The 19705-nt window shown below is 58.3% G+C and carries 18 protein-coding genes; 11 read left to right on the top strand and 7 right to left on the bottom strand.

The genetic code is table 11. The annotated features are described in order from the left end of the window. The first annotated feature begins 49 nt into the window (after nucleotides 1-49). Complete coding sequence (gene minE, locus AC0QKW_RS19995) at nucleotides 50-535, top strand: cell division topological specificity factor MinE (RefSeq protein WP_473152846.1); 486 nt, start codon at nucleotides 50-52, stop codon at nucleotides 533-535. Nucleotides 536-559: 24 nt separating this feature from the next. Here the strand turns inward: minE and AC0QKW_RS19990 are convergent, their stop codons facing one another. Both AC0QKW_RS19990 and AC0QKW_RS19985 read right to left on the bottom strand, forming a co-directional pair. After that, nucleotides 560-1348, bottom strand: coding sequence for a hypothetical protein (locus tag AC0QKW_RS19990; protein ID WP_473152845.1), 789 nt, complete (start codon nucleotides 1346-1348; stop codon nucleotides 560-562). Nucleotides 1349-1480: 132 nt separating this feature from the next. Continuing rightward, nucleotides 1481-2104, bottom strand: coding sequence for a chromophore lyase CpcT/CpeT (locus tag AC0QKW_RS19985; protein WP_473152844.1), 624 nt, complete (start codon nucleotides 2102-2104; stop codon nucleotides 1481-1483). A gap of 101 nt (nucleotides 2105-2205) precedes the next feature. Here AC0QKW_RS19985 and AC0QKW_RS19980 point away from each other — a divergent pair, with 101 nt between their 5' ends. The 6 genes from AC0QKW_RS19980 (at nucleotide 2206) to AC0QKW_RS19955 (ending at nucleotide 9823) form a co-directional block, all read left to right on the top strand. Beyond that, nucleotides 2206-2520, top strand: coding sequence for a hypothetical protein (locus AC0QKW_RS19980; protein ID WP_473152843.1), 315 nt, complete (start codon nucleotides 2206-2208; stop codon nucleotides 2518-2520). 124 nt (nucleotides 2521-2644) lie between these two features. Then, on the top strand, nucleotides 2645-3811 hold the full coding sequence (locus tag AC0QKW_RS19975) for a FecR family protein (protein WP_473152842.1): 1167 nt from the start codon (nucleotides 2645-2647) through the stop codon (nucleotides 3809-3811). Between the two features lie 33 nt (nucleotides 3812-3844). Next, a complete protein-coding gene (locus tag AC0QKW_RS19970; protein WP_473152841.1) occupies nucleotides 3845-5779 on the top strand; it encodes a CHASE2 domain-containing protein in 1935 nt (644 codons plus the stop codon). Between the two features lie 666 nt (nucleotides 5780-6445). Further along, the gene (locus AC0QKW_RS19965; protein WP_473152840.1) at nucleotides 6446-7216 is read left to right on the top strand and encodes an RNA polymerase sigma factor SigF; all 771 of its coding nucleotides are present in this window, start codon (nucleotides 6446-6448) and stop codon (nucleotides 7214-7216) included. Nucleotides 7217-7570: 354 nt separating this feature from the next. After that, complete coding sequence (locus tag AC0QKW_RS19960) at nucleotides 7571-8578, top strand: hypothetical protein (protein ID WP_473152839.1); 1008 nt, start codon at nucleotides 7571-7573, stop codon at nucleotides 8576-8578. A gap of 60 nt (nucleotides 8579-8638) precedes the next feature. Beyond that, nucleotides 8639-9823 (top strand): bifunctional sterol desaturase/short chain dehydrogenase, encoded by a 1185-nt coding sequence (locus AC0QKW_RS19955; RefSeq protein WP_473152838.1) that lies wholly within the window; start codon nucleotides 8639-8641, stop codon nucleotides 9821-9823. On the opposite strand, the gene AC0QKW_RS19950 is transcribed toward AC0QKW_RS19955, so the two are convergent. The 3 genes from AC0QKW_RS19950 to AC0QKW_RS19940 are packed head-to-tail and all read right to left on the bottom strand — an operon-like array spanning nucleotide 9820 to nucleotide 11647. After that, on the bottom strand, nucleotides 9820-10122 hold the full coding sequence (locus AC0QKW_RS19950; RefSeq protein ID WP_473152837.1) for a hypothetical protein: 303 nt from the start codon (nucleotides 10120-10122) through the stop codon (nucleotides 9820-9822). The two genes, AC0QKW_RS19955 and AC0QKW_RS19950, sit on opposite strands and share 4 nt — an antisense overlap. An 18-nt stretch (nucleotides 10123-10140) precedes the next feature. Next, nucleotides 10141-10584, bottom strand: coding sequence for a DUF6010 family protein (locus AC0QKW_RS19945; protein WP_473152836.1), 444 nt, complete (start codon nucleotides 10582-10584; stop codon nucleotides 10141-10143). A 7-nt stretch (nucleotides 10585-10591) separates the two neighbouring features. Further along, nucleotides 10592-11647 (bottom strand): ABC transporter permease, encoded by a 1056-nt coding sequence (locus AC0QKW_RS19940; RefSeq protein ID WP_473152835.1) that lies wholly within the window; start codon nucleotides 11645-11647, stop codon nucleotides 10592-10594. A gap of 276 nt (nucleotides 11648-11923) precedes the next feature. Between AC0QKW_RS19940 and ptsP the strand changes: the two genes are divergently transcribed. The 4 genes from ptsP (at nucleotide 11924) to AC0QKW_RS19920 (ending at nucleotide 18305) form a co-directional block, all read left to right on the top strand. Beyond that, nucleotides 11924-14485, top strand: a complete 2562-nt coding sequence (ptsP, locus tag AC0QKW_RS19935) for a phosphoenolpyruvate--protein phosphotransferase (protein ID WP_473152834.1) — start codon at nucleotides 11924-11926, stop codon at nucleotides 14483-14485. A gap of 306 nt (nucleotides 14486-14791) precedes the next feature. Next, complete coding sequence (gene ptsG, locus AC0QKW_RS19930) at nucleotides 14792-16645, top strand: glucose-specific PTS transporter subunit IIBC (protein ID WP_473152833.1); 1854 nt, start codon at nucleotides 14792-14794, stop codon at nucleotides 16643-16645. 186 nt (nucleotides 16646-16831) lie between these two features. Further along, the gene (locus AC0QKW_RS19925) at nucleotides 16832-17290 is read left to right on the top strand and encodes a hypothetical protein (RefSeq protein ID WP_473152832.1); all 459 of its coding nucleotides are present in this window, start codon (nucleotides 16832-16834) and stop codon (nucleotides 17288-17290) included. 166 nt (nucleotides 17291-17456) lie between these two features. Continuing rightward, the gene (locus AC0QKW_RS19920) at nucleotides 17457-18305 is read left to right on the top strand and encodes a phosphodiester glycosidase family protein (RefSeq protein ID WP_473152831.1); all 849 of its coding nucleotides are present in this window, start codon (nucleotides 17457-17459) and stop codon (nucleotides 18303-18305) included. Nucleotides 18306-18363: 58 nt separating this feature from the next. Here the strand turns inward: AC0QKW_RS19920 and AC0QKW_RS19915 are convergent, their stop codons facing one another. Then, on the bottom strand, nucleotides 18364-19080 hold the full coding sequence (locus tag AC0QKW_RS19915; RefSeq protein WP_473152830.1) for a lecithin retinol acyltransferase family protein: 717 nt from the start codon (nucleotides 19078-19080) through the stop codon (nucleotides 18364-18366). 295 nt (nucleotides 19081-19375) lie between these two features. Next, the gene (locus tag AC0QKW_RS19910; RefSeq protein ID WP_473152829.1) at nucleotides 19376-19543 is read right to left on the bottom strand and encodes an isochorismate synthase; all 168 of its coding nucleotides are present in this window, start codon (nucleotides 19541-19543) and stop codon (nucleotides 19376-19378) included. Between the last annotated feature and the right edge of the window lie 162 nt (nucleotides 19544-19705).

Raw genomic sequence — 19705 nt, 5'->3', positions numbered from 1 at the left:
GGCCTCACTACGGATGTTCAATGTTTTCTCTACCTAGCCGCCCGTGCCGATGCTAAGCGAACTTCTCGATAAGCTGTTTAACCGCCACCGCCACCTCTCTAGCCGAGCAGCGGTAAAACAGCGCCTACAGTTTGTGCTGGCCCACGATCGCGCCGACCTCACTCCCGAAATGGTCGAACAAATGCGCCAGGAGATTCTCGCGGTAGTCTCCCGCTACGTCGAACTCGACCAAGATCACCTAGAATTTACCCTCGAAAGCGACCAGCGCATGACAGCACTGATCGCCAACCTCCCCATTCGCCGAGTGCGCCCCGAGTCGCCCCTGGTGCCCCCACCCCAGGCCCCAGAAGATTCCCCCAAGACCTCTACCGAAACTCAACTAGAAGCAACTCAACCCACTGAAGCCAACCCCGACTCTGCCATAGCGCCTGCCCCTGAGATTGCTACCACCCCCGCGACTTCTAGCGCTGATACCCCAGTAGCTGAGACCGCTGAACCAGCCGTAGCCACCGATCACCCACCCGACAATACCTGACCAAACAAGCGGTTATTCCCGCTCTTAGCGCTTCAAAATCCAGTTCACTAGGGGAATGGCCGCCTGGGCAGGCAACAGCTGTACCGAGAAGCGAAAGGGCAGCAGCAGCACAATGGGCCTCGCCCCCCGTCCCGAGAAGGGCATCAGCTGCACCACCAAATCGAGGGAATAACTGGCCATTTTTAGCCCCGCCACCTTCGGAATATCGACCAGGGGGGATGCCACCTGAAGCACTTGGGTTTCGGGGTTGCGGCCAAAGCAGTCTTCGCTGGTCACCGCCGTGCTGAGAAACTGGTTGGGGTTGACCACGCTAGTCACCTGGGGCAGGGCCAGGTCAAGGCGCATGCCCGGCGTATGGCGAATCACGCGGCGAATGTCGCTGCCCAGACGGGTGATGGAGCTACGGTCCCAATCGATCGTGACCTGAATAGCCCGGCTCTGGTTGACCACCTGTACGATCAATCCGGAGAGAGGCTTAAGGGGTTGCGGCCCCTGGGGCAGCACCTGCACCATTATTTGCCCCTCAGCCCGTGAGCCATCCTTTTCAGGGCCATAGTTTTTGGGCTCAGGCATGGCTAAGCGTAGAGTCATGGCTGGCTTGAGCGGATGAGACCCAGCGGCCAACACCTCTACCGATTTCGCTCCAAAGCCCTGGCGCACCAGCTGATCGCGAGCGCTGCTCTCTAGGGCGTCGGGGTCGGGCACCAGCTTGACTTGGTCTTCGAGGTCGGCCTCAATCGACAGCGCCATCTGATAGACCACGTAGCCGATGCAGATGAAGTACACCGTCAAAATGAGAATATCGCGCTCCATGCCAGACCAAAATGGAAAGTGAAAAGAAGGTCAGCGATCGCCCCCCAGCCAGCTCAAAAAAGCTCAAACCATAGCCAGGCGACGATCTAGGGTAACACCGATAGCTGCAATCGAGCCCGAGTCGGGCGGGTGTTACCCCGGTAGGGCATAGGCCTGCTGCTTCACCAGGCAAAACGGCCCCATCTGTGGCCCCCAGGTAGCCTTACCGGTCTCGGGGTCAACACCGCGATCGCCCATTTGCAGCACTACCGGACTGCCGACAGCCATCGACGCAGGGCCAATATCTAGCAGCAGACGCACATAGGTCGTGGCCCCATTGGCGGTAAAGCTGCACAGACGATCGCCCGGCAGACGCCCAGAGAACGTCGCCGTCCCAGGGTCATAGGTAAAAGCCAGACCGCAGGCAGGTAGATCAATCAGCGCTTGGGAGGTGAGGTCGGCCAGACGCTCGGGTGCGATCGCACTGCCCGCATAGGCCGAAGGATCGGCCAGGGCGTAAAACTGGCCCCACAGCTGATTATCCTTAGCAGTGACATGGAGAATGCGCTGCCGATAGGGCGGTTGCCCAGAGGCCACGCTGACCTGCTCGATAAAAAAACCGTAGCCCTCTGCAAACAGGTGCCGGGGCAGAGGCCGATACCACAGCCGCAGATGCAGATACCAGGTCGGGTCTGCCAGAGATTGCGCTTTGTTGTCAAACTCACCGGCCAGAGAGGTAACTAGGTGTTCAAGCTGGGCTGCGATCGCGATCGCCATAGAGCCACATCCTATGATCAGAACTACGGTCTAGCCCTGATGCTACCGGAAAGCGCACAGGTTTAGCCGTCGCTACCCACCCTCAACAAATCAGCAAAACGATGCCCCTGACCCAAAATCTTCCTGACTACGAGCACCACCTGCTATTGGCCATGGCCTACTTCCTAGGGCGCGACCCCGAAGCCCAGGCCCGCGCCTGCTTAGCGATGTATCTGCGCCAGGCCGAGCCCCGCATCATGGCCCAGGTGCGCTACTACGCCCAGCGACTCACGGCTCAAACCGGTCAGCCCATAGAAGCCTATGACCTACTCAGCCTGATTGCCCAGTCTCCCGAACTAGTCACCGAGATGCTACCCACCCTCGGGCATGTCCATGACCCTAACCAGCCCGACCGATTTAGCGAGCCCTCTGACTAGTTGATCAGCGCACCGGTTTAGGCCACAACAGCCCAGTTTCTGCCGGTTAAGTTTCGCAATTTATGCGGAAATCAAGTCGGCACCTATGTATAGATTTTACCAAGGCACCTAGTGGAGCTTCGCCATGGCCTTCTTTTCTCAGGCTTTAAACCCAAACCTCAGCGCTTCAGGAAAAATGCTGAGGCGACAGCTCGGGACAGCAATCCTGGGTGGCACCGTCGCCCTAGCATTGGGGCACCCAGCCCTAGGGCAGTCGATCACCTCTGCCACCATCACTGAAGTCCTTGACAGCGACCAAGTCTATATCCAAAACCGAGCGGCCCAGGTTAACAGCGTTGCCCAGCAGCGTCAGCAGGTCAGAACCCAGGCTGCCCGCACATCTTTGCGCTTCAACACTGGGGCAGTAGGTCGCCTCAGCCACAACTCAAGTCTGGTGATTGGCCAATGTGCCCAGCTGAGTCGAGGCACACTGCTGGTCAATGGAGCGGTGAATGGCTGCACAACCTCCACTCTAGCTGGTGTACGCGGCACGATTTATACCATTCAGGTCAACGAGGCAGGGCAAACCATCGTCCAAGTATTTGAAGGTGAAGTGGTCGTAGAGCGCCACAATCAGCTCGAACCCGTTGCCCCAGCGGAGGGAGAAGACAATATCAATCCTTTAACCGATCCGGTGGTGCCTTCTACCGACCCGGTCGTGCCCTTCGTCAACCCAGCAGAACCCCCTGTCAGCCCAGCAGAGCCCCCCCTGGGGCCGAGCCCAGACCCGGGCAATCCAGCCGATCCATCGTCTCCGCCTCCAGAGCCACCGACCCTTCAGCCCCCACCCGATACGACCGCTCCCCCCGAGACATTTATTCTCAATTTCAGCCCGTTCAACTCCTTTGAGACAGCCGAGACGGCAACCCTCAAGCTCTCTAGTCTGCGGGCAGCCTACAACAAACAAAATGCATCGCCCTCGACATCCATCGAGGCTCCCCAGAGCGATGCGTCAGCAGGCCATACCCCAGGCGACTCCATAGATTTCACCGAGAACGACGTGATTACCGTAGCTGAGGGACAGCAGGTGATGATTGATGCTGAGCGCGATGAGGCCGTTGTCGCTCCTCTCACCCCAGAAGATTTTCTGGCTCTATTAGAAGGGCCTTTGGTACAGGGCTTTGCCGTTGATTTACCGGGTCTGGGCAACTTGAGAAGTGCCTTTGAGCGTCTCTTCCCAGGCATTCCTCTGCCCTCCTACTGGAGACCGCCTATTCCTACTCCCCCAATCCGCTTTCCCTTTCCGTTTTAGGGCGACGCTGGTGCAGACGTTTGGATCAACGCCGTGGTTAAGTCTCATCGACGCATTTTTCAGCTAGGGCACGGTCTCATGGTAAGTTGGGCGGTGTTTGGCGCTATTGCCTTGGCCTCTCAGCACCCCTGGATTTTGCTGATTGAGGGCCAGGCCCAATCCTTTTTGCTGGGTTTGCGAGGGCCAGTACCGGTTCCCGAAGACATTGTCATTCTGGGTATTGACGAATATTCCCTTTCCCATGGCGATCTCTATCGGACCGAACCGAGTCGGTACCCTTTTCTAGCCCCCCTGGAGGCTTGGCCCTGGCAACGCCGGGCCTACGCCCAGGCCATTGATCAACTGATGGCAGCTGGCGCTAGGGCGGTAGCCCTCGATGTGCTTTTGGTTGACCCCAGCAGCTATGGGGCCGATGACGATGCGGCCCTAGAGCAAACCCTAGACCGCTGGGGCGATCGCGTAGTTTTAGCGGCCAGCTACGACACTGGCGGCGCTATCTTTGGTGGTTTTAGTACCCTCATGGCACCGATTTATGGCGATCGGGCCCACGCAGGGCTGATCAACGTTGGCGTCGACAGCGATGGCAAGCTGCGAAATTTTCCCGATCGCGAGATTGAGCGCCTCCGCCAAGAGCATGGGTTTACCGACGAGTTGCCCTCTCTGGCCCAAGCCGCCCTCGTAGCCGCCAACCTGCCGCAACCTAGTCATAACCGCCAAGGAATTTTCTTTTACGGCCCCGCTGGCACGTTTCAGTCGATGTCCTTCGTGGATGTGATTGACCCCATCAACTGGCCCCTCTATCGCGATCGGTTCAAAGACAAGATTGTGCTGATTGGCCCTACAGCCGAATCCTTCCAAGACTTTCACCGGACGCCGACCGCGAACAAAATGCCTGGGATCGAAATTCACGCCCATGTCCTGGGGTCGTTGATAGAAGGCCGGGCAGTGAATGCGGCGATCGCCAACCCCATACTCCAGGGCTTGCTGACCGCGATCGCGATCGGGGCGGTGGGCTTGGGCTTGGGCTACCGATTGACCCAGCCGATTTCAAGACTGGCGGGGTTTGTGGGAGCGATCGTGACCTGGGGTGCCCTCGCCTACCTGCTAATGGTGAACCGCGATCGCCTCATACCCGTAGCCATTCCCGTGGCCTGCTTGGGCATGGGTGGTGTCACCTACATCGCTACCGGCGCGGTCAGCAACCGCCTCGAAGAGCAGCGTCTACGCCGCACCCTAGAGCGCTACGTGGCCCCATCCGTAGCTCAAGAAATTCTCAGCCAGCCCGAAGACTTTACTAGCCTCACCGTAGGCCGACGGTTTCAAGCAGCGGTACTGTTCTCAGATATTCGAGGGTTTAGCCGCATCTCATACCAGTTGGGAGCAGCAGAAACCGTCAGCCTGCTCAACACCTACCTCGACGTTATGGTCGACGCCATTCTCAAACATCGGGGCACTATTGACAAATTTATTGGCGATGCCGTAATGGCTGAGTTTGGGGCACCCACCTCCCAAGGAGCCGAGCAAGATGCCTTGGGGGCCGTGTTAGCCGCTCTGGCCATGCGGCAGGCCCTGGCCAAACTACGCACCACGCTGCACACCCAAAACCTACCGCCCTTATACAACGGCATTGGCATTAGCTACGGCGAGCTAGTGGTTGGCAACGTCGGTTCAGTGCAACGGCTGGAGTACACCGCCATCGGCGATACCGTCAACGTCGCCAGTCGCATCGAGGGGCTGACCAAACTGATTGGCACCGATATTCTCATCACCCAGCCCTGCTACGAGCTGGTCAAAGACCACATTGTCGCCGTTGACCAAGGCACCCACCTGCTAGCCGGGCGCGAACATGAGGCCGTGCAGGTGTACGGCGTAGTGGCGCTCAAGGGCGAAAGCGATGCTCTCTACCATCAGGTTCAAGCCGATCTAGTGCAGCATCTGGGGCAGCTACCCCACACTCCCAAACCCTGAGCCCAAAATTACAACATCAGACGGTTCAACAATTCCCCTGCCCTTGCCGCGCAAAGCCACTCAACGTCTGTTTACATTCCGAGACCACCTCTCAGGGAAACCACTGACCTGCGCGGAGTAGCCCAGCGCAACGATCAAAACCTGTCAGCGCAAAAATTAAACTTAATTGGCCCCATCCGGCAAAGCGACCTTGCTTAACCAAAACTTTACGGCCCTGTGGACATTCTGCAAAGGCATCAAAAAGCCCCGCCAAACAAGGGTTATAGGTCGCACACAAGATGTTTTAGACCACCTTATAACTAGAGTGGAGCCGTAACAGAAACAACAGACCCACCCTCAACACAATTTAAGGCAACAGCTCCCATAGAATATGAGTATATGGAGAGGGTCTCCGTGGTTTTGCCATTGTGACCCGTTCTCCCAGCCATTAGGCTGATATCACGAGCACACGATCCTGTCCTACCTATGCATTGGTTCATTCCTTCAGCCTGTTCTCTAGGAGATACCTAGGCGATCTCCCAAGGGTGAAACCAGAGAATTGACTGAATTTGGTCGTCGCTTAGAGATCTCGCTCCCAGCGGGTGCATACATCTCTTAAGGCGTGCAGGTTCCCAATGCGCGTGGTTAAGTTAGTTTCGGCTGGATTTGACGTTTCCTGAAATCGCCATGGTTGCTACTTCTCAGTTTCAGTCTAAAGGCAGCACCCTAGAACTGCTTCGGCTCTATCAAAGCCAGCCCAATCTCAACTTGCGCAACCAGCTGGTACAGCTCAATATTGGGCTAGTGCGGAGCGAGGCCTACCGCTGGCTGCGACAGTCTACCGAAACCTATGACGACCTCATGCAAGTGGGCAGCCTTGGCCTCATTCGCGCCATTGAGCGCTTTGACATGGGCAAAGGCTACGCCTTTAGCTCCTTTGCAATTCCCTACATTCGCGGCGAAATTCAGCATTATCTGCGCGACAAGAGCACATCAATGCGTATTCCCCGTCGTTGGCAAGCCCTGCAAAGCCAGTCATTGCGAGTGATTCGCCAGCTGCAAGCTGACCTCGGTCGGTCGCCTACCGATCGAGAAGTGGCCGAGGCTCTCGACATTCCCTGTGCTGAGTGGCAAGAGGTAAAGCTGGCCAACCGCAATCGGTCACTGCTCAGCCTAGACGCCCCGGTGCAAGACGAAGAATCAGCCTGTCTAGGCGACCTGCTGCCTGACCTGAAGTATAAAAGCTTTCAGCTTGCCCAAGAAGACCAAATTCGCCTCCAGCAAGCTCTTCACCAGCTTGAGCAACGCACCCGCGAGGTATTAGAGTTTGTGTTTCTCTACGACCTCACCCAAAAGGAAACCGCTGAGCGCATGGGCATTAGCTCTGTGACCGTATCGCGCCGTGTCAAACAGGGGCTTAAGCACCTCAAAGCCCTGATGGTCTCTAGCGAAGATTAAATAAAAAAGCCCAGGAGATTTCTGGGTAAGCAAGGACGAGCGTTGATGCAGCGACTGGAAACACTGTAGAGCAGTCACTGCCCGCCCTGGGGAAACTGCTGTTCAGCGGTCATCTCAGCAAGCGGGCAAAATCCTAGGACAAACCCAGCACCAGCCTTCTGTAGCCAGAGCTTCATCGTCTAGGCCCGTTGGCGTTTTGCGCAGGTAGATTTAAGCAGGTAGATTTAAGCAGGTAGAACAGTGCACTAAGGCCGTGGCTTAGCCAGGCAAGCCTGCCCCGGCCAAAGCGCTCTGCATTTGCAGAAGTGAGCTATCTTTGAGGAACATGGGCTCAGGAAACAAGGAGGCTTGGCCGTGGGGGCGATCGCATTTGTATTACTGCTAATTCTAGGGTTTCTAACGGCTGTGGTAGGCAGCGTCGTTGGCCTAGTCGACGCTTTTCGAGTCAGTCCGGTCTGGGGGTTACTCTCACTATTTATTCCCTTCGCCTTGCTGGTCTTTTGCCTCAAGTTTTGGAACCGCAAATGGGCCCGCAATAGCTTGATTATGAGCGTCAGCGGCGTTGTCATGATGCTGCTTTCTACCCCTTTCTTGGGAGCGTTTAACGCCCAGCGAGCCAGCCAAGCCCCACCCAGCGGCGAAACTTTTCCCATTGAGGAGGGCACGGTTGAGGCCGTACCCATTCCCGAAGCAGGCACCCCCAGCACAGAAGAATTTGCCGAACCCCTTGTGCCGGTCGCTCCTCAGCTTTCCCCCATTGCTCGGGCTGATTTGATTCAGTCCACTGACCCCAACGAGCGGCTTCAGCAGATCAACGATGGCCGCACCGATCCCTTTGCCGTAGTGCCTATTCCCCCCGCACCGCAAGTGGTGACTCCCCCGCCTCCGGTGCCCGCAGGGCCACCACTGCCCACAGCCGGGCCAGGGCAACCCGGTGCTGGCACTCCCGGCGGGTCGGTGGCCAGCACCCCTGGTAGTCCCGGTGCTGCAGGAGGGACCACACCTGGAACCTCAGGCGGCCCTGGCCGACCCAATACCCCTCCCGCTCTATCGCCTTTACCGCCATTGCCCCAGCCTACTCAGGCCGAAGCAGTGCAGGTCTCTGGGGTGATGACCATTGGCAACCAAAACTTTGCGGTGGTGCAAACCCCGGCGGGTAGCCAATATGTGAGAGCTGGCCAGCGCATTGCCAATGGTCAGGTGCTAGTAAAGCGGATTGACATGCGTGGCAGCGACCCCGTAGTGGTGCTAGAAGAAAATGGCATTGAGGTCTCTCGCCCGGTTGGCGTCTCACCCGTCGAGGAAGAAGTCGCTGTCAACGACGCCCCTGCGCCTGGTGTAGCCCCCCAGGTGCAGTTCTAGCCACCTCCTCGGCCAAGTCGTGTCAGAATGTGAATTGCTCGACACGCTTTGGAAATGGTTATGCCGCTTGAAACGGTTGTTTGGCAAAGTCTTTGGGCTGCGATCGCCGTTGTAGTAGCAGAGATGGTGCGGGATATGTACCATGCGGTGAGCCACTACTGGCCACCCCTAATGAGACTGCACAACTGGCACCACCGCGCCTACAAAAAAGACTTTACGCCGGTCAGCCCAGAGCTGTATCGCCAGGCCCAGCTGCATAACGATGTGCCAGAGTCGATCGTCATGACGGGTGCCCTGGCCGGGCTGGCCATCTCTACGGGCATTGCGGGTTTGTGGGTGGGGTCGTTCTATGGGTTGGGCTTTATGGCGGCGGCGATCGCCCGTTCCCAGGGTTGGCTGCTGACCACCGATCTCACCCACGAGCCGGGCGAGCTGACTACCATTCCAAGTAACTGGTGGGTCAATCGCACTTACCACTGGCGGCACCACTTTGACGATACCAACGCCTACTTTGCCGGATCGTTTACCCTGCTAGATAAGCTGATGGGCACCGCTGTTTCTCTCAAGGGCAAGACTGTGGCCGTCACCGGAGCCTCGGGCACTCTGGGCCGGGCTTTAGTGACAGCACTGGCCCAGCAAAAGGCTCGCCCGATCGCCCTCACCACCTCAATTGACGCTGATTTTGATGAGGGTATTGCCTGTTGGCAGTGGCAACCTGGGGCTGAGGCCGACCTGAGGGAGGCTCTCAAGAAGGTCGATATTCTCGTGATTAACCATGGGCTAAATGTCCACGGCGATCGCACTCCCGAAGCCATCCATACCTCCCTAGAAGCCAACGCTCTCTCAGGCTGGCGGCTGATGGAGGTCTTCTTCAGCACCGTAGAAACCTCAGCTCAGCGGGCCAACAAAGAGGTGTGGGTCAATACCTCCGAAGCCGAGGTCAGCCCCGCCTTTAGCCCCCTGTACGAGGTGTCTAAGCGCCTGATGGGCGACCTGGTTACCCTACGGCGACTTGACGCTCCCTGCGTGGTGCGCAAGGTAATTTTGGGGCCATTTAAAAGTAATCTGAACCCGATTGGGGTGATGTCTGCTGACTGGGTGGCTTGGGCGGTCGTGGCTCTAGCCAAGCGCAACATGCGCAACATCATTGTCACCATCAATCCGCTGACCTACCTATTCTTTCCTCTGAAGGAATTGGGTCAGGGCATCTATTTCAGGCTCTTTACTCGCCGTGGCCAAAACTAGCTGCGGTTAAAAAACTCGACCTCGGGCAGGCGAGCGTCGCTTACCATGCCCAGGCCCTGAAACCCCCAGCGGTTGATCAAGGGCTTGAGATTGGAAGCAGTAACCGTTTCAACGGCAAATTTGTCGCTGAGGTCGGGGGCGTGGGCGTTGAGGTAGCTGAGGGCGTCGTAGTCAGCAGAAAATACTAGCAGAAACCCTAGCGGAGTCGGCTGGTCAGGGCTGCTACCACCATGAGGACGGGCTACCAGGTAGCTGCCGTCGGCGCGCGATCGCAACAGGTAGTAGAGCTGAGAAATCATACGACCAAGGCCTAAAAGTTAAGGATGAGGGTCAGTAGGAGACGAGGTTGTGCAGATGGCGACCCGGTTAACCGTCAATTCGCGAACCAGGATATAGGTCGCCACCACCAGATCAAAGCTGATACAGCTGATGGCGTACCATTCTGGCGCGAAGTTGGCTCCACGGCCTGACAGGTGCAGGCCTACATCCCACAGGGGATGAACTAGCCAGCCCAGCATCAGCCACCAACTCGATTGACACAGCCCCAGCCAAGCGATCAATCCATAGATGCCACCTCCTGCGGTTTCGATCGCCAGCCAAGGGGGCGGGGCGTGACCCATAGTGACGAAGGCAACGTATATAAGCGCAGCACCCCCCAACCCCAGAGCCAAAAACCGGTTTTCCTGGGGCGATCGCCGCCCAAGCGCCAGAAAGACCGTCCCCCCCAGGGCTCCCAATACTAGCCAGAGCAGGGTAAGCATAGGCTACCTAATTCATATCCGACAGGCGAATACGGGGATCGACAGCGCTCAGGAGTAAATCGGCCAGCAGGTTGCCGAGGATCAGCATCACCGCCCCCATCATCAGACTGGCCATCACCAGATAGAGATCCTGGGCCTGCACCGCTTCAAGAATGAGCTTGCCCAGTCCGGGCCAGTTGAAATAGGTTTCGGTGATAAATGCGCCTCCTAGCAGGCTGGCGAACTCAAAGCCCAGCAGGGTGATCAGCGGGTTGACGGCATTGCGCAGGGCGTGGACGTAGATCACCCGATTTTCTGCCAGCCCCTTGGCACGGGCGGTTTGGATGTAGTTTTGGCGCAGCACATCCAAGAGCTGGCCCCGAGTAATGCGCTGGAGCCCAGCAAAGCTGGTAATGCTGAGAGCCAGGGTCGGTAAGATCAGATGCCAGCCTACGTCGAGAATGCGGCCAAACCAGTTGAGGTCGTCGTGGATAATGCTGGTGCGCCCGCCGATGGGAAACAAAGGGGCAACGCTCTGGGCAAAGAACAGCAACAACAGGCCAGTCACAATAGTGGGCATGCCCTGGCCCAGGTAGCTCAGCACCCGCAGGGCTTTGTCAAGCAAGCGGTTTTGGTTCACCGCCCCGATGACGCCCAAGGGGAGGGCAATCGACCAGGTAACCACGATCGCCGCAAAGGAGAGCAGCAGCGTGTTGGGTACCCGCTCCCATAGCAGATCAACCACCGGGCGCTGGTAGGCAAAGCTGAGACCAAAGTTGCCGTGAAAGATCACCTGGTAGAGCCAGTTGAGGTACTGCCGCCACACCGGCTGGTCAAGGCCAAACTGGGCCTCAAGCTGCTGCAACGTCTCGGGAGAAAACTGCGGGCTTTGCCGATACTGGTCGAGAAAGTTGCCCGGCGCTAGCTGAATCACAAAAAAGCTCAGGGCTGAGGCCAGCAGCAGGGTTAGCAGTGCCTGCAAGATGCGCTTCACCACATAGAGTACGGTTTCACTGGTGGCAAAGGCGACCAGACGATCCCATGGGCTAATCTGCAAGCGGCGAGACGAAGAAGACTGAGCCATCCCAACTATCGGTAAAGGTGCGCTGTGGTGATTCTAAACCAATTGGGCTTAGCCCTTAGGCCAGATCGGGGCGCGGGTGTTGAAATCTATTACGATTCGCCGCAATTTCGCCCCAGTTATCAGCGCTATTGCAACGTTAGATTGCTGAATTGAGCGAACTAGGGTGGCCATATCTTTTGATATTTATATTCCGGTTTAGCGGTCTTGCCCTAGGGCTGCGGCTGCGATCGCACCCATGCTCCTGATGGCTTCCTCTCTTCGCCAAGACAACTCCCTATGACCACCCTTCAAACTCCACTGGCAAAAACCAACACCCTAGTGCTGACGGCCCCGCTCTCGGGTCTAGTGGTGCCGATTGAGTCTGTGCCTGACCCGGTGTTCGCCCAGAAGATGGTGGGCGACGGGGTATCTATCGACCCGATTAGCCAGGTGCTGCTGGCCCCCTGTGAAGGGGAAATCGTGCAGTTGCACAGCGCCAACCACGCGGTGACGGTCAAGTCCCCCGAGGGGGTTGAGATTTTGATGCACATTGGCCTCGACACCGTGGCGCTAAAGAGCGAGGGCTTCACGCCTAGGGTCAAGGTGGGAGACAGGGTTAAAACTGGCGATATTCTCATCGAGTTTGACGCCGACTATGTGGCCCTCCATGCCCGCAGCCTGCTGACCCAGATGGTGGTGACCAACAGCGATCGCGTGGCCGAGTTTAAGCCCGCTAGCGGCATGGTCAACGCCGCCCGCGATACGGTGCTAGAGCTGGTACTTGCTGGGGGCACAGCGGCTAGTGCCGAGGCGAGCGGGCCAACGGTCACCTCTCAGCCCATCATCATTCCCAACCCGGTGGGGCTGCACGCCCGTCCGGCGGCGGTGCTGGTGCAGCTAGCGAAAAAGTACCAGTCAACCCTTCGTCTGCATCGAGGCAGCGACAGCGCCAACGTGCGCAGCGTGGTGGCAATCATGGGGCTAGAGGTGAGCCGGGGCGATACGGTGACCCTAGAGGCCACAGGGGCCGATGCCGAGGCGGCGATCGCAGAACTCTCCGTCGCCCTGCGCGACGGATTAGGCGAAGAGGGAGCCGTCCCCGTGACCGCCGCTGCGGCTAGCATTGCCCAAGCCGATATTTCTGCCCCGGCTCCCCGCCCCAAGAGCGACGACCCCAATATTCTCTTGGGGGTGGCGGCTTCTCCAGGGGTGGCGGTGGGCAACACCTACCGCCAGCGACGGCACGAGATTCGCGTCGAAGAAACCGCCGACAGCCCCAACGCCGAGCAGCGCAAACTCGACCACGCCATTGACCAGGCCGCGCTCGAAATTGAGAGCCTGCGGGCCAAGGTGCACGGCCAGGGAAACCCCAGCAAAGCCGCTATCTTCGCCGCCCACCAAGAGCTGCTTGAAGACCCAGAACTGATGGAGATTGCCAGTAGTGCGATCGCCAAGGGCAAGAGTGCCGCTTTTGCTTGGCAGCAGACCTACACCACCCAGGCCGATACCCTGGCCCAGCTCAAGAGCGAGCTGCTGGCCCAGCGAGCGAATGATCTGCGGGACGTGGGCGATCGCGTGCTGCGCATTCTCACCGGGGTCAAAGCAGAGACGCTGGTCTTCCCGGCCAACACCATTTTGCTGGCCGAAGACCTGACACCATCAGATATGGCCAATATCGACCCGGCGCGGGTGGTGGGCTTTGCCACAGTGGCCGGGGGGGCTACCTCCCACGTGGCAATCTTGGCTAGGTCAATGGGCATACCGGCGATCGCCGGGATCGAACCCCGCATTCTCGACCTGGCTGACGGCACTCCGGTGATTCTTGACGGCACTAAAGGCCGGGTAAAACTCAATGCCTCTGTGGCCGAACTAGAGCAAACCCAGGATCGCATTACCCGCCAGAAGGCCAAGCGGGCTATCGATCTGGAGCATGCCTTTGAGCCCGCCATCACCACCGACGGGCGACAGATTGAGGTCGTAGCCAACATCGGTAGCCAAAAAGACGCCGAAGCATCTCTCAAGGTCGGCGGTGAAGGGGTAGGCCTGCTGCGGACAGAATTTGTCTTTATGGAGGCCAGCTCTGCTCCGAGCGAAGACGAACAGGAGATAATCTACGCAAACATTTTGCGGGTGCTGGGCGATCGTCCCATGATCATCCGCACGCTAGATGTCGGCGGCGACAAGCCCCTGCCCTACCTACCCATGGCCCACGAAGAGAACCCCTTCCTGGGCGAGCGGGGCATTCGCCTTGGCTTTGACCGCCCCGAGCTGATGCGCACCCAGTTTCGCGCCATTCTCAAAGCCAGCACCGCAGGCAAAGCGCGGGTGATGTTTCCCATGATCGCCCGCATGGAGGAGCTGACCATGGCCAAGGCCGTGATGGAAGAGGAGCGGCTCAAGCTGGGTGTGCCTGCGATCGAAATTGGCATCATGGTGGAGGTGCCCGCCGCCGCTGTGTCCGCTGAACGGTTTGCAGAACAGGTCGACTTCTTCTCCATCGGCACCAACGACCTGACTCAGTACACCCTGGCGATGGATCGCGGCCATCCTAAGCTGGCCCCCTACGTGGACGCCCTCAACCCCAGCGTGCTGCGCATGATCGACCTGACGGTGCGCGGAGCCGACAAACACGGCAAGTGGGTGGGAGTCTGCGGCGGCGTCGCGGGCGACCCCCAGGCGGTACCCATCCTGGTCGGATTAGGGGTGAAAGAATTGAGCGTCAGCGTGCCGGTGATTCCAGCGGTGAAGGCTCAGGTGCGGGCGCTGAGCTATTCCCACTGTCAAGCACTAGCGCAGCAGGCATTGAATTTAGATTCTCCTGCCCAGGTGCGCGATCTGGTGCCGCTAGAGGAGGTTTAATCTGGCCTGCCCCTCCCAGAAGGGGCAGGCCAGTGGGTAGGGTGCATTTGGCGACTAGGGTGTATATCCAATGCCCCATTGTCTCCGCGCCGCCAGGGCACCACCCCAAGGCAGAATTGCCCAAACCGGGGCATTGGCGAAGCGACAGGGGAGGGCCATCAAGCCATACCTCAATCGCCGAATGCAACCTACCGATGCTCTACGATCCGAAATTCTTGGCGCAGGGTTTAGGGCAGACCACGTGTTGGCCCCTACGCACGCCCTCATCTCCCCCCCACTCATCCCCTTACCCATCCATCCCTAACTATGAACATCAAAGCCACCTGGGATAAAGCCTTCGGACTGCTGCAAAAAATGGGGAAATCCCTCATGCTGCCGGTGTCGGTGCTGCCAGTGGCAGGGCTGCTGCTGGGCCTGGGCAGCGCTCGGCTGATCGAGCTACAGCAGATTGAGCAGGGCGTGCTCACTGACCCGAAGTTTTGGTGGCTACCGGAATGGCTAGCCGCGATTATGAAAAGTTCGGGGGACGCGATTTTTGCTAGTCTGCCGCTGATTTTTGCGATCGCCGTGGCGATCGGGTACACCGGTAACGATGGCGTCTCAGCCCTGGCCGCTACCGTGGGACTGATGGTGTTTCTCGCTACCCTGGGCACCGTGGCCCTGGGCATGGGGCTTGAAACCAATACAGTGCTGGGCATTCCCACACTAGATACGGGGGTGTTTGGTGGGTTGATCATGGGCTGCATTGCCGCCTACATGTTTAACCGATTCTTTCGCATTAGCCTGCCCCGCTACCTGGGTTTCTTTGCGGGCAAGCGATTTGTGCCGATCATCACCGCCTTCGCCGCGATTTTGATGGGGCTGGTGATGAGCGTGATCTGGCCGCCGATTGGGGCCGCCATCAACAGCTTCGCTCAGGCGGCAGCAGAGGGCGACAATGTGCCGCTAACGGTGGCGATCTACGGTTTTATTGAGCGGCTGCTGATTCCCTTTGGTCTGCACCATGTGTGGAATGTGCCATTTTTCTTTGAGATTGGCTCGTTCCAAGACCCGATTACCGGCGAGACGGTGCGGGGCGACATTGCCCGATTCTTTGCAGGCGACCCGACGGCGGGCATTTTGGGCGGGGCCTACTGGTTTAAGATGTTTGGCCTGCCTGCTGCGGCGATCGCCATTTGGCACAGCGCCAAGCCCAAAAACCGCAAGCAGGTCGGCGGTCTGATGATTTCTGCCGCCCTGACCTCGTTCTTGACCGGCATTACCGAGCCGATTGAGTTTTCGTTCTTGTTTGTGGCCCCTCAGCTATTCGCCATACATGCTGTGCTGGCAGGGTTTGCCGACTGGCTGTTTGTCACCCTGGGGGGGCGCATGGGCTTTACCTTCTCCCACGGGTTGATTGACTTTGTGCTGTTCAACGGCCTGGGTACTCGGGTGTGGCTGATTCCAGCTCTGGCTCCGTTCTTTGTAGCGCTGTACTACTTCGTCTTCCGCTTTGCTATCCACCGCTTTAACCTGCTGACCCCAGGCCGCGAAGACGATGTGGAGGTGGATGAATCGACCACCGCGATCACTGGCGACAAGGCCGCCATGGCCCAGGCCCTGGTGCTGGCTTTTGGCGGTCGCAGCAATATCAAAAACCTCGATGCCTGCATCACCCGCCTGCGTATAACCGTCGACGACATGGCCAAGGTTAATGTGCCCCGCCTGAAGGCCCTGGGAGCCTCGGGAGTGTTGCAAATGGGCAACAACGCCCAGGCTATCTTTGGCCCCCAGTCAGACAACCTCAAGACTGACATGGCCGACTACCTGCAAACCGCCGGGCCTGAGGCCGACGCAGTGGAGGTACCCGCCGAGGGCTTTGTCGATGAGACGGCTCCCGATCTGGCCAAAATTCCGCCCGATCCTCAAGCGGCGGAGAAGGCAGCGGCGATCGTGGCGGCCCTGGGCGGTGCCGACAACATTCGCACAGTAGATGCTGTGGCCCTGACTCGCCTGCGGGTAGAGGTGACCGACCCCGTTGCGGTAAATGAAACCGCGCTGCAAGTCGCAGGGGTACAGGGGATGATGAGGCTACAGGATGACGTACTCCACCTGGTGGCGGGGCTAAATACCGAGCAGTATGCCCGTGAAATTGCCGAGCACCTGGGTAGCAAGGTGTAACCGGCTGCGATCGCAACTACTTCTAAAGTCAAAAATCGAGCTGTCTTAGGGAGCTCTGGTGATCTCTTTGGATCCCAAAGCAGCGAAGATTTGGGCTCTGTGCCCCACAAGCCATCCAACAAACCTACGGCATTCCTAGAAAAGTGCGGTTTATTTTTTGATGTGATGTTTTTACAAAACCTTGCCATGAACTCTAAGCTAAACCGGGGCGCTCTCGTTCTGGGCGCTAGCCTGCTCGGGTTCAGCCCTCTGGCCGCTGCCACCCTAGGCCCCAGCCCGGCGACCATCGAGGCCCCGATGCTGGCACAGGTAGAGCCAAATCAAGACAACCTACAAATGCAATGTCCCGGATCCATCGGGGTCAATGACGTCAACTTTACAGCCCTCTTTACCCGCGAGGCTGGTTTCTCGCGCATCGTTCTACGCCGTCGCAGCACTGGCCAACAAATTGCTGAGGCTTTTCTCAGCTACGATCGCAAAAACACCAAGGGCCAAGACATCTGGCGCGGCTCTGTGCAGGGGGCAGCTGACATTGTGCTGGTGCACCTAGCCTCTCGCCCGGCCCAGGTGGGCGATCAAATATCGGTAGGGTATGACGGCCAGTGGGGGCGCGGCACCTGCGCCCGTTCTAGCACACCGCTATAGGACCAGCCCCGGTGAGCCTCAAGCAGGCTGAGGTCTCACCGGGGCAAGCCGCTATATTAGAGAGCGCCATGGGCGCTTTAACTCCGCTAGGTTAACCGTGCTGAGATCAATTTGTTCTATCTCTGTTTGTCTCTTTGCTAGTGGGTTGTCAGTAGCGCTAGGGCTGATGGGTTGCGCCCCTCTGCCCCCTGGGCCAGAGGCAGCAGGGGTGACTGGGTCAACCGAAAAGTTAGACCACCCCCCGATCTATGAAACCATTGCCCTGCCCGCCGCTACGGTGCATGTAGTGACCATTCCCGACCCAGAGCAATACCCGGTGCGGGTGGCTGTGGTTGAAGCTCTGGCTCGGGCCGATCAAATTGCCGCTGAGGTCTGTCCAGAGCCTGGTTGCCTCGCTGCCATCAATGCCGGGTTCTTTGACCCCAACAATGGCCTGACGACTTCTCATGTAGTAGTGGAGGGCACCTTGGCAGCTGACCCTAGGTTAAACGATCGCCTGGTGGGCAACCCAGACCTGACCAGTTATATGGATAGCATTCTCAATCGCTCTGAGTTTCGTCGCTATGACTGCGGCAGTACCCCCCGCTACGCCATTACCTTGCACCAAGATTCAATCCCGATGGGATGTACTTTGGTGGATGCGGTAGGAGCTGGCCCCCAACTGCTACCGGAGGATACATCAGAACTTGAAGGCTTTGTCGACCCCACGGTGGGTCGAGATGCCCTGGGCAGTCAAACGCCCAACGCCCGCTCGGCAGTGGGGCTCAAGGCCAACGGCAGTGTGGTGCTGGTGATGGTGGCTCAAGTGCCAGGGGTGTCGCCCTCGGGCCTGACCACGGCTGAGGTGGCGGCATTGATGGCCGATCGCGGCGTGGTGCAGGCGCTCAACCTCGACGGTGGCAGCTCATCAACCCTGGTTTACCAGGGCACTACCCATTACGGGCGACTAAATGCCTCTGGCGAACTGGTGCAGCGCCCCATAAAATCAATTTTGTGGGTCGCCCCTGCTGACTGACCCCAGGGAATTTGTCCTTTACTAGGGTTACCGCAGATCGCGCCACCCCTCCACCCCATCACCCTTCCGTCGCTAGCCGCCGCTCGGCCACCGCTCGACTGCGCTGGAGATTCAGCTCTAGTTCTACCAGGTCGCTGAGCTGATTGGTGAGCAGGTCAACCCGTTTTTGAGCAGTTAGTTTGCGGTGCAGAGCAGCTCTGGCCAGATCGTCGCGATCGCGCCCCAGGGCTGCTTCGGCCACCCGTTGCCAAGTACGCAGGTCTTTTTGGGCAGTCTGCTGGTCGGCCAGAGTGGTGGTGTAGGCGGTAGCGATATCGCCTAGCGCCTTTTGAAAGCTGGCCCGAGCCTCGGCCGGAGAGGGAGTGGCGCGACTGGAGCCAGACACGCCCTCCGCCAGACGCCGCAGCTCGGGCAGGTTGAGTTGGTCTACCCGCAGACCAAAGCTGGCCAGCTGACGACTTTCACTACGGCCCGTGGTACACCAGTTGGCAAAGTGTTCGCAGTTGTTTTGCAGCAGGTCGTACTGACGCTCGCCCAGGCGGCTCTCGGCCCGCTGCACAACCAGGTCAGGGGTGTAGGCATCGGTCTGCCGCGCCGGATTAACCGGGTTGCCCCAGGCAAAGGCGTCGTAGCTGGTGCGGGCAACCTCGGCGATTTCCCGAGCCTTGCTGTAGTGAATGACAGTACCATCGCCACAGTCGATGCCGTGGTGTTGGTATAGACCCGGCAGGCCTACCAGGTCGCGCATGACGTAGATTTGGTCACCTCTGGCCATGGGTGTGTACTGTCTCCTGAAGGCTGCTGGCGCACGGGCGATCGCCCTTCTCGCTATGGTAGCCCCCGCCGATCGGAAAGGGTTTGCCCCTCAGACCAAATCCGAGTCCCATAACCCCGATTCCCAAAAGGCCGAGCCGTGTTGTTTGCCCTACCGCATCGCGGGTAGCCAAGGAGGATTTAGTATCAGACCCTGCCATGGTGATTACAGCTTTAAGTTGCCACTAAAAACCCCCTTAATGTAAGGGGGAATCGATAGGAGACAGACCCACAGAAGTATAGAAAACCGGACTTGCTTAGAGAACTTCGACAGTCTCGGCGTAGGTGTCGCCGTCAAAGGGCTGTACCCCAATTTCGGGATAGTTGTTGTCGTCAGGGGCAAAAATTCGGCCAGCGGGCTCGGCTAAATATTGCATTAACCCGTTAAAAAAGTAGCCAAATACTGAGAGCTTCAGGCCTTTCATGACTGGCACCTCGCGGCTAAGGGAGTAATTTTGAGTTGTCGGTTAACTTGTCTGGGGCGATGCGGTGTAGCGAATATCCAGGGCTTTATTTGGTGTACCCTGATACTTAAATCCTAGGGGATCCCTAGACAGCTTTGACTTAACGGTGATCATTCTTTACAG

The organism is Pseudanabaena sp. PCC 9330, from assembly GCF_055795045.1.
The sequence above is the reverse complement of the archived record's forward strand: the minus strand, read 5'-3'. Positions and strand labels throughout refer to the sequence as shown.

Coding starts and splice junctions, on each gene's coding strand:
- minE (WP_473152846.1), top strand. CDS start 50: ATGCTAAGCGAACTTCTCGATAAGCTGTTTAACCGCCACCGCCACCTC.
- AC0QKW_RS19990 (WP_473152845.1), bottom strand. CDS start 1,348: ATGGAGCGCGATATTCTCATTTTGACGGTGTACTTCATCTGCATCGGC.
- AC0QKW_RS19985 (WP_473152844.1), bottom strand. CDS start 2,104: ATGGCGATCGCGATCGCAGCCCAGCTTGAACACCTAGTTACCTCTCTG.
- AC0QKW_RS19980 (WP_473152843.1), top strand. CDS start 2,206: ATGCCCCTGACCCAAAATCTTCCTGACTACGAGCACCACCTGCTATTG.
- AC0QKW_RS19975 (WP_473152842.1), top strand. CDS start 2,645: ATGGCCTTCTTTTCTCAGGCTTTAAACCCAAACCTCAGCGCTTCAGGA.
- AC0QKW_RS19965 (WP_473152840.1), top strand. CDS start 6,446: ATGGTTGCTACTTCTCAGTTTCAGTCTAAAGGCAGCACCCTAGAACTG.
- AC0QKW_RS19955 (WP_473152838.1), top strand. CDS start 8,639: ATGCCGCTTGAAACGGTTGTTTGGCAAAGTCTTTGGGCTGCGATCGCC.
- AC0QKW_RS19950 (WP_473152837.1), bottom strand. CDS start 10,122: ATGATTTCTCAGCTCTACTACCTGTTGCGATCGCGCGCCGACGGCAGC.
- AC0QKW_RS19945 (WP_473152836.1), bottom strand. CDS start 10,584: ATGCTTACCCTGCTCTGGCTAGTATTGGGAGCCCTGGGGGGGACGGTC.
- AC0QKW_RS19940 (WP_473152835.1), bottom strand. CDS start 11,647: ATGGCTCAGTCTTCTTCGTCTCGCCGCTTGCAGATTAGCCCATGGGAT.
- ptsP (WP_473152834.1), top strand. CDS start 11,924: ATGACCACCCTTCAAACTCCACTGGCAAAAACCAACACCCTAGTGCTG.
- ptsG (WP_473152833.1), top strand. CDS start 14,792: ATGAACATCAAAGCCACCTGGGATAAAGCCTTCGGACTGCTGCAAAAA.
- AC0QKW_RS19925 (WP_473152832.1), top strand. CDS start 16,832: ATGAACTCTAAGCTAAACCGGGGCGCTCTCGTTCTGGGCGCTAGCCTG.
- AC0QKW_RS19920 (WP_473152831.1), top strand. CDS start 17,457: ATGGGTTGCGCCCCTCTGCCCCCTGGGCCAGAGGCAGCAGGGGTGACT.
- AC0QKW_RS19915 (WP_473152830.1), bottom strand. CDS start 19,080: ATGGCCAGAGGTGACCAAATCTACGTCATGCGCGACCTGGTAGGCCTG.
- AC0QKW_RS19910 (WP_473152829.1), bottom strand. CDS start 19,543: ATGAAAGGCCTGAAGCTCTCAGTATTTGGCTACTTTTTTAACGGGTTA.